This window comes from Peptoniphilus grossensis (genome assembly GCF_001940285.1).
Classification (GTDB): domain Bacteria; phylum Bacillota; class Clostridia; order Tissierellales; family Peptoniphilaceae; genus Peptoniphilus_A; species Peptoniphilus_A faecalis.
The window spans coordinates 406,385-419,553 of record NZ_MJIH01000001.1 but is presented as its reverse complement, the minus strand read 5'-3'; the positions used below and the strand labels follow the sequence as shown (position 1 = coordinate 419,553).

General features: G+C 30.4%; 14 protein-coding genes and 1 pseudogene. 12 read left to right on the top strand and 3 right to left on the bottom strand.

The window, feature by feature from the left end; translation table 11 throughout:
* Window positions 1-162 precede the first annotated feature (162 nt).
* Both BIV18_RS02015 and BIV18_RS02010 read right to left on the bottom strand, forming a co-directional pair.
* Window positions 163-1,107 (bottom strand): copper amine oxidase N-terminal domain-containing protein, encoded by a 945-nt coding sequence (locus BIV18_RS02015; RefSeq protein WP_075659066.1) that lies wholly within the window; start codon window positions 1,105-1,107, stop codon window positions 163-165.
* A gap of 7 nt (window positions 1,108-1,114) precedes the next feature.
* The gene (locus BIV18_RS02010; protein WP_075659065.1) at window positions 1,115-1,612 is read right to left on the bottom strand and encodes a hypothetical protein; all 498 of its coding nucleotides are present in this window, start codon (window positions 1,610-1,612) and stop codon (window positions 1,115-1,117) included.
* A gap of 99 nt (window positions 1,613-1,711) precedes the next feature.
* Here BIV18_RS02010 and BIV18_RS10890 point away from each other — a divergent pair.
* The 6 genes and pseudogenes from BIV18_RS10890 to BIV18_RS01985 form a co-directional block, all read left to right on the top strand.
* Window positions 1,712-2,073 (top strand): annotated as a pseudogene (locus BIV18_RS10890) (CCA tRNA nucleotidyltransferase); the annotation flags it as partial.
* On the top strand, window positions 2,059-3,033 hold the full coding sequence (locus BIV18_RS10885) for a CCA tRNA nucleotidyltransferase (protein ID WP_416351109.1): 975 nt from the start codon (window positions 2,059-2,061) through the stop codon (window positions 3,031-3,033). The pseudogene BIV18_RS10890 and the gene BIV18_RS10885, both read left to right, overlap by 15 nt.
* Before the next feature lie 4 nt (window positions 3,034-3,037).
* Window positions 3,038-4,381, top strand: a complete 1,344-nt coding sequence (gene glmM, locus BIV18_RS02000) for a phosphoglucosamine mutase (RefSeq protein ID WP_075659064.1) — start codon at window positions 3,038-3,040, stop codon at window positions 4,379-4,381.
* A 9-nt stretch (window positions 4,382-4,390) separates the two neighbouring features.
* Window positions 4,391-5,224 carry a DegV family protein gene (locus BIV18_RS01995; protein WP_075659063.1) on the top strand — a complete coding sequence of 278 codons (834 nt, stop codon included), beginning with the start codon at window positions 4,391-4,393 and terminating at the stop codon, window positions 5,222-5,224.
* An 8-nt stretch (window positions 5,225-5,232) separates the two neighbouring features.
* Window positions 5,233-6,357 (top strand): 5-bromo-4-chloroindolyl phosphate hydrolysis family protein, encoded by a 1,125-nt coding sequence (locus tag BIV18_RS01990; protein WP_075659062.1) that lies wholly within the window; start codon window positions 5,233-5,235, stop codon window positions 6,355-6,357.
* 1 nt (window position 6,358) lies between these two features.
* A complete protein-coding gene (locus BIV18_RS01985; RefSeq protein ID WP_075659061.1) occupies window positions 6,359-7,483 on the top strand; it encodes a toxic anion resistance protein in 1,125 nt (374 codons plus the stop codon).
* Window positions 7,484-7,585: 102 nt separating this feature from the next.
* On the opposite strand, the gene BIV18_RS01980 is transcribed toward BIV18_RS01985, so the two are convergent.
* Window positions 7,586-8,158, bottom strand: a complete 573-nt coding sequence (locus tag BIV18_RS01980; RefSeq protein WP_075659060.1) for a xanthine phosphoribosyltransferase — start codon at window positions 8,156-8,158, stop codon at window positions 7,586-7,588.
* 95 nt (window positions 8,159-8,253) lie between these two features.
* Between BIV18_RS01980 and BIV18_RS01975 the strand changes: the two genes are divergently transcribed.
* The 6 genes from BIV18_RS01975 to rimI all read left to right on the top strand — a co-directional run bounded on the left by BIV18_RS01975 (window position 8,254) and on the right by rimI (window position 13,169).
* A complete protein-coding gene (locus BIV18_RS01975) occupies window positions 8,254-8,853 on the top strand; it encodes a hypothetical protein (protein ID WP_075659059.1) in 600 nt (199 codons plus the stop codon).
* Window positions 8,844-11,039, top strand: coding sequence for a DUF3160 domain-containing protein (locus BIV18_RS01970; protein ID WP_075659058.1), 2,196 nt, complete (start codon window positions 8,844-8,846; stop codon window positions 11,037-11,039). Before BIV18_RS01975 ends, BIV18_RS01970 begins: the two co-directional genes overlap by 10 nt.
* A gap of 93 nt (window positions 11,040-11,132) precedes the next feature.
* A complete protein-coding gene (locus BIV18_RS01965) occupies window positions 11,133-11,666 on the top strand; it encodes a nitroreductase family protein (protein WP_075659057.1) in 534 nt (177 codons plus the stop codon).
* Entirely contained in the window at window positions 11,650-12,108 is a 459-nt protein-coding gene (gene tsaE, locus BIV18_RS01960) for a tRNA (adenosine(37)-N6)-threonylcarbamoyltransferase complex ATPase subunit type 1 TsaE (protein WP_075659056.1), read from the top strand. The genes BIV18_RS01965 and tsaE overlap by 17 nt, the downstream gene beginning before the upstream one ends.
* Complete coding sequence (tsaB, locus tag BIV18_RS01955) at window positions 12,089-12,763, top strand: tRNA (adenosine(37)-N6)-threonylcarbamoyltransferase complex dimerization subunit type 1 TsaB (RefSeq protein ID WP_075659055.1); 675 nt, start codon at window positions 12,089-12,091, stop codon at window positions 12,761-12,763. Before tsaE ends, tsaB begins: the two co-directional genes overlap by 20 nt.
* Window positions 12,735-13,169 (top strand): ribosomal protein S18-alanine N-acetyltransferase, encoded by a 435-nt coding sequence (gene rimI / locus BIV18_RS01950; RefSeq protein ID WP_075659054.1) that lies wholly within the window; start codon window positions 12,735-12,737, stop codon window positions 13,167-13,169. The genes tsaB and rimI overlap by 29 nt, the downstream gene beginning before the upstream one ends.

The following is a 13,169-nucleotide window of genomic DNA, read 5'->3' as shown; positions in this document are numbered from 1 at the left end:
TCAGTTTTTTGTGGCAAAATATAGTGTAGAACTTAAGTAAAAATTAGTTAAAGGATATTTAAAGAAAAGGACAAGTTGAAAATATAAAAGAAAAACCAGAGCTAGTATAAGCTAACTCTGGCATTGGTATAATTATGTGAATTAAGATTAAAAAGCAAATTATTAAATTTTCTTAAAAATATTTTTTAAAGTTTGATCTTGCAACAAATTGTCTGTGCTATCTTGTTTTTCCTTTTCATCGTTATAAACCTTGATGTCCTTTTGTGCTTTGTAATCTACGCCTTTAAGGGCAGATTCAAAGGAGTCCCTTGCCTCTTGCATCTTAACTTGAAAATCCGTTAAATCACTTATAAATTTTTTTGCGGCTTCTTCATTTTTTGAAATAATAGATTCTTTAAGTCCTGGCAAAATTTCAAGAGCTTTTTCACTTGCCTTTAAAGTGTATTCATAGGAAGACTTAAATTTTTCTGGAACATTTAAAGTTTTGATTTTATCAACGGTATTTCTAATTTCAGAGTCAGCTTTGTCATAGGCAGCATTTAAATCCGCATCAGAAAGTTTTGAAGCATTTTCAAAGAAACTAGATTTTAAATTTGCAATTGATTTATTTAAATCACCTTGCAAGCTTTGAATTTCTTTTACATATATTTCTTCGTCAGATGACAAGTTTAACGTTGAAGATTTTGAAGAGTCATTGATTATAACTTTGAAGTTTTCACTATCCCATTTTACTTCTGCTTTTAAATTTTCTGCTACAAATCTTAGGGGAACAAAAGTACGTTCATTTTTAATAAGAGCAGGTGCATCTAATTCAATTTCTTTCCCATTAACTTTTACTTTTTTTGAATTGATCTTTAATTCTATTGAAGTATCATTTCCTTTGATATTCACAAGTTTTTTTTCATTGTTCCAATCAACTTTATAACCTAAAGTTTCAGAAATAAATCTTATAGGAACCATAGTCCTATCCTTTTGTATAAAGGGAGCAACATCTGATTTAATAATTTTTCCATTGTATTCAATTAATGGAGTTTTAGCTGCGAATACATTTGCAGTCAAAAAAATTAATAAAATTAATGAAATTAAAATAGATCTATTTTTTTTCATAATTACCTCAACTTTCTTTACTTACTTTTCCTGTGCTGGAATAAGAATTTGAATTAAAAATTTTTTCAATATAAATTAAATTACTATCTTTGTCTCCTTGGATTTCTATAAAGGCTCCATCTCTTTCAGTAGGAGAAACTTCTCCTTTTTCATCGTCTTTATAAAAAACGATATATTCCATATTAGGTGAAAGAGTTTTTGGAATAGTAACTTCTATTTGTGAAAGATCGCCCTTATAATCTTTTAAGAAAGATGTGTTCATACCTTCTGCAGTTGATGTTGAAATTCTAATCCTTGATATGTAATCAGAATTTTTAATTAGTTGGTCAAGAGCCTCTTTGTCGAAGTTTGAAGTAGTTAAATCTTCTTCACTTGCTTCTTTTTCCTTTGCAATTGAAGAAATTTTTGTATCTTCTGTTTTGTCGACATTAGATTTTTTTTTGCCACAGCCAACTAAGCTAAGCATTAAAAATAAAGACATTAAAACAATAGTTAACTTTTTCATACATACCTCCAATTTTATTCATTATACCATAAATCAAGTAAATGAGAATTATATAATTTTAAATTATGCACAATATGATATAATAAAAAGGGTGATAGAATGCCAAAAGATGTGCTATTTATTTTAAATAAACTAAATGAAGAAGGTTTTGATGCATATATTGTAGGTGGCTGTGTGAGGGATAAACTACTAGGAATAGCGCCTCAGGATTATGATATAACTACGTCTGCAAAGCCAGATGAAATTAAAAAAATCTTTAAGGATTTTAAAACTATTTTAGTTGGTGAAGAGTTTGGCACAGTTGGCATTATAATAGATAAAACTATTTACGAGGTTACAACTTTTAGAATTGATGGCAAATATTTGAATTTTAGAAAGCCAGAAAGGGTAATATTTTCAAAAACTTAAAGGAAGACTTAAAAAGGCGTGATTTTACAATCAATGCCATGGCAATGGATTCTAGTGGAAATCTCTACGATCCCTTTGGTGGGAAAGATGATTTAGATGAAAAAACCATAAGAGCAGTTGGCAGTCCAACAAAAAGGATCCGAGAAGATGCAATAAGAATTATGAGGGCAATAAGGTTTGCGGGAAGGTTTAATTTTTATATCGAGGATGAGCTTTTTGATGCAATTTCCTTTGAAAGCAAACTTCTAAAAAAGATTTCTCCCGAGAGAATTTTCGATGAGTTTTCAAAAATGATTACCTCAGAAAGACCTTCATACTATCTTCTCCTTATGGAAGAAACTGGTGTGCTTGATGTAATATTTCCAGAGTTAAAAAGAACAATTGGATTTTCACAATTTAGTCCTTATCACGAAAAAACTCTTTTTGACCATTTAATTTGTGTCATGGATGAAGTAAAACCTGACCTTTCTCTTAGACTCGCCGCACTTTTTCACGATATTTCAAAGGTGGACACATTATCAATTGGCGAAGATGGAAGGGGACATTTTTATGGACATGAAATTTTGGGAGCAGATTTAGTTTCTGAAATTTTAAAAAGATATAGAGTTTCTAATAAAGTTATTGATAAAGTTAAAATTTTAATTTTAGATCATATGAAAGTTCATAGCGAAATGACTGATAAGGCACTTAGAAGACAAATTAAAAGAGTGGGAAGGGAAAATGTAATGGATCTTTATGACCTTCTAATTGCCGATTGTAAATGCACGAGAGTAGATCGAGATGCAAGCTTTATTATAAATAGAAAAAATAGGGTAAAAGAATTACTAGACGAAAAAGAAATGAAAACTGAAAAGTTTTTAGAAATAAATGGGAATGATATAAAATCTTTGGGTTTTGGAGAAGGTAAAATAATTGGAGAAATTTTAAAAAAACTTGAAAATTTAGTTCTTGATGACCCAGAGAAAAATAATAGAGAATACTTAATTGAATATATAAATAAAAATTACAGGTGATAAAATGACAAGATTATTTGGAACAGATGGAGTTCGTGGCATCGCCAATCAAAAGTTAACTCCAAAATTATGTTACGATATTGGAAGGGCAGCAGCTTTTGTACTTACAAAAAATAAAAGGGGAAGAGTTTTAGTCGGAAGAGATACAAGACTTTCTGGAGATTTAGTTGAATCTGCACTTATTGCAGGATTTATGAGCATTGGATTGGATGTAGATGTAGCAGGTGTTATTCCAACTCCGGGCGTTGCATATCTTACTAGAACTGGAGAATACCTATGCGGAGTTTCTATTTCGGCATCACACAATCCCTTTGAATACAATGGAATAAAATTTTTTTCAAGCGAAGGTCTTAAACTTGACGATAGTATAGAAGATGAAATTGAAGAAAAAGTTCTTTCTACTACAAAAATTTATAAAGATGTAACAGGGGCTGAAGTGGGTACAGTAAATAGGTCTTCTGAATTCACACAAAAATATGTAGAATATTTAAAGGGTTTAACTAATGAAAGATTTGACGGATTGGAAGTTGCAGTAGATGCAGGAAATGGTGCCCAATCATATATTGCAGAAATTGTTTTGAAAGCCTATGGTGCAAAAGTAAAAATTATTAATAATGCGCCAAATGGCATGAATATAAATGATAATTGTGGTTCAACAAATCCAAAGCTTATTGAAGAACTTGTAAAAAAAGAAAAGTCAGATATTGGAATGAGTTTTGATGGAGATGCTGATAGAATTATTGCAGTTGACGAACTTGGCAATGTCGTAGATGGAGATCATATTTTGGCAATTGCTGCAACATATTTAAAAGAAAATAATAATCTTAAAAACAATGCAGTAGTTGGCACTATAATGTCAAATATGGGTCTTAAAAAATATCTTGAGAATATTGGCGTTGACTTTATAGAAACAAAGGTTGGAGACAGATATATTCTTGAAAAAATGTTAAAAGATGATTATGTAATTGGTGCTGAACAATCTGGACATGTGATATTTTTAGATTATAATACAACTGGAGATGGACTTGCAACGGGAATTCACCTTCTAGAAATTATGAAGAAAACAGGAAAAAAATTATCAGAACTAAATGGGCTTATGAAAAACTATCCTCAAGTCCTCAAAAATGCAAAGGTTCGTGATGATTTAAAAAACAAATATGAAGAATTTAATGAAATAACTCAGGCGATTAAGGCTGTGGAAGAAGACTATCATGGAAGGGGAAGAGTTGTCATAAGGCCATCAGGCACAGAAGCTCTTGTCCGTGTAATGATTGAAGGTGAAGATAAAGAAAAACTTTCACGTGATGCTGAAAAATTAGTAAAAATTATTGAAGATAAATTAAATTAGGAGAAAAACATGTACAAAATAATTTCAGACACAAGTTGTGATTTAACAAAAGAAGAAATAAAGGGTTTGGGAATTGAATATGTTCCCTTCAAAATTGCTATTGATGGTGTGGAATATGAAGATGATGATAATTTAAATATCAAAGAATATTTAGAAAAAATGGAAAAAACAGAAAATCCAATAAAGACAGCCTGTCCATCGCCCTATGATTATTTGAAAATTATCGAAGAAAACAAGGATAAGGATATTTATATTCTTACAGTTTCTTCAAAATTATCAGGTTCCTATAACTCTGCAAAAATTGCAGAACAGGAAGCAAAAGATAAATTTAAGGAAATAAAAATTCATGTAATTGATACAAAATCAGCTTCCGCAGGTCATACTAGAATTGTTTTAAAACTTTTAGATTTACTTAAAGATAAAAGTTTTGAGGAAGTTATTCCTGCCATTAATAAGGAAATCAATAGTGAAGTTACAATGTTTGTCCTTGAAAGCATGAAGAATTTGATTAAAAATGGAAGAATAAAAAAGAGTGCAGGACTTATTGCAAATGTTTTAAATATTAGACCAATTATGATTTCTAATGATGGAGAAATTGAATTGTTTGAAATAAACCGTGGAATAAAGAAATCTTTAGACAAGATGGTAAGGGCAATAGGAACAGAATGTAAAGTAAACAAGCCAAATCTTGTAACAATTTCTTATGTTAAAAACAAGGAGCGTGCAGAAAAAATAAAGAAAAAAATTGAGGAAATATACGATGGAGTTAAAGTACACATTAGACATACAAATGGTCTTTCTTCAGGTTATGCAGATATTGGAGGGATTGTCATAGCTTTTTGAGGTGAATTATGAGAAAAGGCAATAGAGAAGAAAATTTTGAAGAAAAAGTTAATGCTGCTTTTAGAGAAGAAAATTTCAAAGAAATTGGCGAATTAATAGGAGAGGGAATTGACACCGCCATTGATGTAACGAGGTCTTCTATCAGCAAATTTATTAATAAAAATAAGAGAAATTTGCCTTATAGTATTCAAAATGACGACAGAATAATAAATCAAAATCCCAAGACTGTTAAAAGAGTGAAGATGTGGGGATCTGTTGCAAAAATTTCAATAGTAGGTCATCTTTTTGCTTTTTTTGGATTGCTTATAGACATATTTGATAATTTTTCATTTATAAGAGAAGATTTGCCGCTTTTAATTTTTTGGGTTATTCCTGCCCTTGTAGTTTCTTTTTATGTAAATTATAGAGTTAAAAAGAGCAAGGACCAAATAATTAGATTTAGAAAATATAATCGTGAAATTGGAAATAACACTGTTATACCAACAGCTGATCTTGCCGCAATTACTGCAAAGACAATTGATTTTACTATAAATGATCTTTTAAACATGATCGATAAAGATTATTATAGGCAAGCACGAATTGTAGAAAATGGAGAACTTTTTATATTGGATGCAAAAACCTATAAGCTTTATAAAGAGGAAATGCTTCGCAACCCTAAAGAAAGAAGGGAAGAAATAGAAAAAAATGAGAGCAACACTCTTGTTGAGGACTATTTGATGAGGGCAAGAAAAGATGTTACAGCTATTACAGAAATGACTTCAAGGTTGAAGGAGCCAATGAAGAGTAAAGTTAGCGAATTTTTGCAAATTGTCAGTAAAATTTTTGAACTACTTAAGGAAAATCCAAGCACTGTAGGGGATTTAGACAAGACAATAAATTATTATCTACCGACAACAGTAAAATTAGTAGACTCTTATTTGAAAATGAGTGAGAAGCCCACAGATATAGTTAATTCTTCTTTAAAGGATACGGAAGAGACTATGGATTTAGTAAATGATGCTTTTATGAAAATTTTAGACAATATTTACCAAGAAAAAGTTATGGATTTATCAAGCGATATGAGTGTTTTAAAATCAATGCTTAGACAAGAAGGACTTTTAGACGAAAAGGACTTTAATTTAGGAGGAAAGTAAAATGGATAAGGAAATAAAATTATCCCTAACAGATGATTTTGAAGATTTAAATAAAGAAAATGAAATCAAAGAAATTAAGACAATTGACGAAAAAAATGAGTTGATATTAAGTCCTGAAGAAGAAAAACAAGTTGAAGATTTTGCAAAGACAATTGATATTACAAATTCAAATATAATTCTGCAATATGGAGTTGGTGCACAAAGAAAAATTTCCAACTTTTCTGAAAAGACATTGGAAGCTGTTAAAACTAAAGATCTTGGCGAAGTTGGCGATTTGCTATCTGGAGTTGTAAATGAATTAAAAAGTTTTGATGTAGATGAAGAAGACAATAAATTAGTTGGATTTTTCAAAAAACAATTAAACAGCGTAACATCACTAAAGACTAAATACGATTCAGCAGAAAAAAATGTTAATAGTATTATAAAAAACTTGGAAGAACATCAGGTAACTCTGATGAAAGATATTGCCATGCTTGACCAAATGTATGAATTAAATGAAAATTATTACAAGGAACTTAGCATGTACATACTTGCTGGTAGAAAAAAGTTAGAAGAAGCAACGAGAGTTGAACTTCCAAAACTTCAAGATAAGGCGCAGGAAACAAACTTGCCAGTGGATGCACAGAGAGCCAATGATTATGTAAATATGATTAGTCGATTTGAAAAGAAGCTCCACGACCTTGACCTTACAAGAATGGTTTCAATTCAAATGGCTCCCCAAATAAGAATGGTTCAATCTTCAAACACAGTTATGGTTGAAAAAATTCAATCGACAATTGTAAATACTATTCCACTTTGGAAATCACAAATGGTAATTGCACTTGGTGCAAATCATTCAAAGGAAGCTGCAAAAAGCACAAAGGAAGTTACTGATTTGACAAATAAACTTTTAAGGAAAAATGCAGAGACATTAAAACAAACTACTGTTGAAACTGCAAAACTTTCTGAGAGAGGAATAGTTGACATCGAAACAATTAAACACACTAATGAACAACTAATTTCTGCACTTAATGAAGTTCGTCAAATTCAAATCGAAGGACATAAAAAACGTGAAGAAGCATCTATTGAACTTAGAAAAATAGAAGAAAATTTAAAGTCATCTTTAATAGAAATTGCAAATAAATAATAATTATAAAACCGAGAACAAAACTGTGACGCTTTATTAAGTTTTTAGTCCAACTTAATGAGTTCAGCATAAATTCTCGGTTTTTTGTGCAGTATAATTGAATTATCTAAAGCTAATTTTTCCGTCTTCAATGGAATCAATAATAGCAAGGGAAAGTAAATCGTACCCCATTTCTCTAATAATTTTTCCTCCATCTTGAAAGCCCTTTTCAATTGCGACAGAAATTCCAGCGATATTTGCGCCAGCTTGTTTTGAAACATCGATTAAACCCTTAAGTGCATTTCCTTCTGCTAAGAAGTCGTCTATGATAAGTAAATTGTCTTCAGATGACAAAAATTTTTTTGAAACTGTAATGTTATAATTTTTCTTTGTAGTAAAAGATTCTACTTTTGATTCATAGACATCGTCTCCAATATTTAATGTTTTTTGCTTTTTACAAAAAACAACCATGGCATCATCAAGATGTTTTGATGCAACAGTGGCAAGAGCAATGCCACTTGCTTCAATTGTAAGTATTTTATTAATGCTTTTATCTTTAAAATAAGTTGCAATCTCCTCAGCAAGTTTATCCAAAAATTTTATATCAAGTTGGTGATTTAAAAAAGAATCTACCTTAACAATATTTCCATTTAAAATGCGTCCGTCTTTCATAATTCTTTCTTCTAATAATTTCATTTTACACCTCAAAAATTATTTTAAGACATTAATAAGAAGTAATCAAGAGTTGCCAATATTTATTAAATAATTACTCGCTATGATATAATAAAGGCATGAAGTACATATTATTTTTATTAATTTTTTTAGTATCTTGCACAAAGGAAAATACTTTAGACAGTGCAAACTATAAAAATATTAGTGCGGAAATTATTTGCACAAGGGGTTGTTTCGCAAAGGATTTAAAAATAAAAAAAGATGGAGAAAAATTTATCATTGATGTTCATAATTTAAAGCCTTGGAAAGTTGATTTTTGTAATGTTGATGGAGGTGAGGTTGAACTTGCTCTTGGAGTTTATAAAAAGACGCCCTTTGACAAAAGTCTAGCCAAGCGATGCTTTTTATACAATATTGATTTTAAAAATAAGAAACTAATACCGAAGCTTAGAATCTCAAGATTACATAATCCCATTACAGATTTTAATCTTTGTGATATTGACGGAGATGGTCGAGATGAAATTATTTCCATAGAAAAAAATATAAAGGATGAATATCTATTTGGAGTATATGATTGGACAAATTTTTCCTTTGAAAGAAATTATAGTAGCATTATTTTAAAAGATGAGCCAATTTTTTTAGATAAGGAGAAAAAAGTTGAAGTCAGGGGAAATAAAAGAGAATTATTTTTAGAAGGAGATGAGATTAAGTGGAAGTAAAGAAAAAATTATTGATAGCTTCAGTTATTGCAATTTTGTTTTTAACAGCTTGCAAAAACAACAAGGATAAGGTGCTGGAAAAAGAAACTTCGAAAATTGAATTGCAGGATACTAAATTTTTAGATGAAATGGAAAGCAAAACTATATATATTGATTACAAATTATCTAAATTCACACCAAAAGTTGCTGATTATAACATTGCTAATGATTTTAGCAATGTTGAAAATATTTCAAACTTTGGGAATTTTACAACTAAACAAAAAGAAATGCTTTTAAAAAATGGGTTTACAATTACTAAACCAAAAAATCAAGAGAGCAATGAGTACAGCGAAGACTCTTGGAATTACGAATTTGATCAAATTCATCAGATTTACGAAGATAATGAGTATAATTATTGGCCAAGCTTTGTAACAACTGATTCAGTAACTCATATCTTTCATATTTTTTATGACGGATTTTTAAGAAGTTTAGAAAGGGAAGAGTTATATCCAAAATCAATTGAATTAAATAAAAATTTGCTCGTGGAAAATATTAAAATTTATGATGGGATTGAGAATAAAGAATTAAAAGACTTGCAAATTAAAAATATTGCTTTTGTGGCAACTGGACTTAAACTTTTGGGATTTGAACCTGAAAATTTGCCAGAAGAGGCAAAAGATTTAATGGATGAGGAAATTAAAAATGTAATTTTAGAGGAAATTGCAACATCTGCAATAAGTGATAGAGATGTAGATTTTTCACAACTTATAGCAAGGGGGCATTATACTCGTGATGAAAAACTAAAAAAATATTTTATGGGAACAATGTATTTTGGTCAAGTTGGATTTTTTATTGAAAGCGATGGGGAAATGGATAAAGATAGCATTTTACAAGGTCTACTTCTAACTCACTCAATATATAGAAATCCTAAAATTTTAAAAATTTGGGAAGATTTAGTTGAACCAATAGATTTTTTAGTTGAAAGTGCAGATGATCTTTCAATAAGAGAATACGCAAGGACACTTTACGGAGTTTATGGAAAAGATTTTGACATCAATAAATTGGATGAAGAGAAAAATTTAATGAGTGCTTATGAAGTTTTAAAGGCATATCCAGATCCAAAGATTGCAGGATTTCTTGGAAAGTCCTTTAGATATATGCCACAAAGAGCAGTCATTGATAGTGTACTTATGCAAAATGTGGTGGATATTGCAAGTGAAGATAAGCCATCTGATAGACCAATTTATTCTGGCTTAGATTTAATGGCTGCCTTTGGAAATGAAAGGGCAAGAGATATTTTAAATAAGGATTCTTACAATTCACATTGGGATAAATATAAAGAGAGAACTGAAGGAAATATTTTAACTGTGAATAAAATGGAAGATAAACAATGGCAAAAAAATATGTATCGTGGTTGGCTGTGGATGCTTGATGCTTACGACCAAAAATTTGGCGAGGGTTATCCAAGGTTTATGAGAAATGAAGCTTGGGAGAGAAAGAATTTAGTATCTGCTCTTGGTTCTTTTGCAGAATTAAAACACGACACAGTCCTTTATGGCAAGGCTGTTATTGCTGAAATGGGTGGCGGAGAAGATGAAGAAATTCCAAAATCCTATGTTGAACCTAATGTGGAGCTTTATGAAAAATTAAATTGGCTACTTGAGTTTACTAAAACAAATTTAAAAAGTCGAGAAATGTTAAGTGAAAATCTCGAAGATAAAATCAAGAGATTTCAAACTATGGTAGTAAAATTAAGAGATCTTTCTATAAAGGAACTTCAAGAGGAACCCTTTACAGAAGATGAAAATCAATATTTATTATACATTGGTGGAGAAATGGAAAGCATCATGGTGGATTTTGTAAAATCATCTGATGAAAACCAAATTTCTTCTTGGTATGAAATAGAAAATGCTACAGACAGAAGAATGCCAGTTGTAGTTGATTTAATGAGAATTGTAGATAATAATGTTGGACTTGTTGAGGGCGAAGTTTTTCACATAGGAACTGGAAAGCCAATGGAAATTTATGTTATTTATCCTCACGAAGGAAAACTTTACATGGGTAGAGGTGCGATTTTTTCATATTACGAATTTATAAATAAAGATCGACTAAAGGATGAAAAGTGGCAAGAGATGGTTTATAATGATGAAACAGATTTTCCTAATTGGTACAATGATCTTGTTACAGAAGAAAAAGAAATTCCGTGATTAATTACTATTGTGGTAGGGTCATTAGTAATATTTTAATTTAAAAATTAAAATTAGAATTTAACATATGTTATAATATTTTGAGGTGATAAAATGTTTTTAGAATTAGTTGAAAAGAGAAGAAGTATAAGAAAGTTTACTGACGAAGAGGTTTCTGAAGAAGATTTAAGAGAAATTTTAAATATTGCACTTCACGCTCCGACGGCAAAACATAGAAATCCAGTTAGATATATAATTATTAGAGATAAGAAAAGACTTGAAGAGCTTTCTCATTATAAAAAAAATGGTGCAGCCTTTTTAAGGGGTGCTAATGTTGCCATTGCTGTTTTAACAGATAGAGAAATTGCACCAAACACAAATCATCAGGATGCATCTATTGCTGCAACTTTTATTTTGCTTGCTGCAGCGGATTTAGATTTAGGAGCAACTTGGGCAAATGTTGTGGATGCAAAGCACGAAAGTGGAGTTACTGCACAAAAATTTTTGCATGAATTTTTTGACTTAGAGGATAAGTTTGATGTTGAGTGTGTAATTGGAATTGGTCATCCAGCAGAAGAAAAGTCAGAAAAAGTTCCCTTTGAATATGAGGAAGTTGTATTTGAGGATCTAAATGATAAAGTTAAATAATTTAGAAGAAACGGAAAAATTTGGAAAATTTTTGGGAGAAAATTTGAATCCAGGAGACATACTTTGCTTAAATGGTAATTTAGGAGCGGGAAAGACTACTCTTACAAAAAGTGTTGCTCTTGGACTTGGCATAGAGGATTATGTAACTAGCCCTACTTTTACAATAGTAAATGAATACTATGGAAGGATTAATCTATATCACATAGACACTTATAGACTTGATGATAAAGTAGATGTGGATTATCTTGGATTTGATGAATATTTTTATTCTGATGGAGTTACAATTGTTGAATGGGCTGAGAAAATTAAAGATGTCCTTCCAGAAGAATACATTGAGATAAATATTTCATCAAGGGAAGATAAAAGAGAGCTTGAAATTAACTTTATTGGCAGTAGGTTTAAAAAGCTGAAGGAGAAACTATATGAAAGTTTTGGGAATTGATACTTCCACAAAGACAACGGCCATTGGACTAATTGAAGATAATGAAGTACTTTGCGATTACAATTTAACAGGTAGAATTGCTCATTCAGAATCTGTTACAGATATGATTGAAGAAATTTTTAGAAAATTTGAATTTACCCTAGATGATATTGATTTAATTGCGGTGGGAATTGGCCCTGGATCCTTTACAGGACTTCGCATAGGAATAACTATTGCCAAGGTCATGGCCTTTGCCCTAGATAAAGATGTAATTGGCGTTTCTTCTCTTGTTGCAAATGGAATGTCTGATTATGGAATCGTTGCAACAATTGTGGATGCGAGACGAGGAAATGTCTATGGGTCAATAATAAGAAATGAAGAAGAACTAGAAGTGTTATTTGAAGATGAAATTCTTTCCTTTGAAAAATTTAAAGATGAATTAAATAAATACGATAAAATCACAGTTACAGGTCTTGACGGCAATAAATTTATTGAAAAAATAAAGAGAGGAAAGCTTTCAAAAAACAAAAACATGAGGGGAGCAAATATTGCAAAGCTTGGTTTACTTGATTACGAAAAAAATGGTCCAATGGACGCATTTAATTTAGTGCCCAATTATTTAAAAATTTCTCAGGCAGAAGCACAATATGAAAAAAATCACGAGAATAGCAAATAAAAAGGATGTAGATGCAATTTATGAAATCGAAGTAGAAAACTTTGAGTTTCCATGGTCAAAAAATTCCATAGAAAATGCAATTGTAAAAGATGATTTGCAGGATATCATAATTACTGAAGTAGATAGAAAAATCGCAGGTTATATTAGTTATATGATAGTATTTGACGAGATACACATTGCAAATGTAGCTGTAAAAAGTGAATTTCGTGGGCAAAAAATTTCTCTCGACCTCTTTGATTTTTTGACAAAGATGGCAGATGAAAAGAAACTAAAGATTACTTTAGAAGTTGAAGAAAAAAATAAAATTGCATTTAATTTATACAGAAAATATAATTTTAAAATCTTAGGAAAAAGAAATGACTATTATGGCATTGACAGAGATGCTTATATAATGTGGAGGGAGTGA

Excerpts from the sequence above, each read along its gene's own strand:
- BIV18_RS01980 (WP_075659060.1), bottom strand. The coding sequence starts at position 8,158 with ATGAAATTATTAGAAGAAAGAATTATGAAAGACGGACGCATTTTAAAT.
- BIV18_RS01975 (WP_075659059.1), top strand. The coding sequence starts at position 8,254 with ATGAAGTACATATTATTTTTATTAATTTTTTTAGTATCTTGCACAAAG.
- BIV18_RS02015 (WP_075659066.1), bottom strand. The coding sequence starts at position 1,107 with ATGAAAAAAAATAGATCTATTTTAATTTCATTAATTTTATTAATTTTT.
- BIV18_RS10885 (WP_416351109.1), top strand. The coding sequence starts at position 2,059 with ATGGCAATGGATTCTAGTGGAAATCTCTACGATCCCTTTGGTGGGAAA.
- BIV18_RS02010 (WP_075659065.1), bottom strand. The coding sequence starts at position 1,612 with ATGAAAAAGTTAACTATTGTTTTAATGTCTTTATTTTTAATGCTTAGC.
- tsaE (WP_075659056.1), top strand. The coding sequence starts at position 11,650 with ATGATAAAGTTAAATAATTTAGAAGAAACGGAAAAATTTGGAAAATTT.
- BIV18_RS01990 (WP_075659062.1), top strand. The coding sequence starts at position 5,233 with ATGAGAAAAGGCAATAGAGAAGAAAATTTTGAAGAAAAAGTTAATGCT.
- glmM (WP_075659064.1), top strand. The coding sequence starts at position 3,038 with ATGACAAGATTATTTGGAACAGATGGAGTTCGTGGCATCGCCAATCAA.
- tsaB (WP_075659055.1), top strand. The coding sequence starts at position 12,089 with ATGAAAGTTTTGGGAATTGATACTTCCACAAAGACAACGGCCATTGGA.
- BIV18_RS01965 (WP_075659057.1), top strand. The coding sequence starts at position 11,133 with ATGTTTTTAGAATTAGTTGAAAAGAGAAGAAGTATAAGAAAGTTTACT.
- rimI (WP_075659054.1), top strand. The coding sequence starts at position 12,735 with ATGAAAAAAATCACGAGAATAGCAAATAAAAAGGATGTAGATGCAATT.
- BIV18_RS01985 (WP_075659061.1), top strand. The coding sequence starts at position 6,359 with ATGGATAAGGAAATAAAATTATCCCTAACAGATGATTTTGAAGATTTA.
- BIV18_RS01995 (WP_075659063.1), top strand. The coding sequence starts at position 4,391 with ATGTACAAAATAATTTCAGACACAAGTTGTGATTTAACAAAAGAAGAA.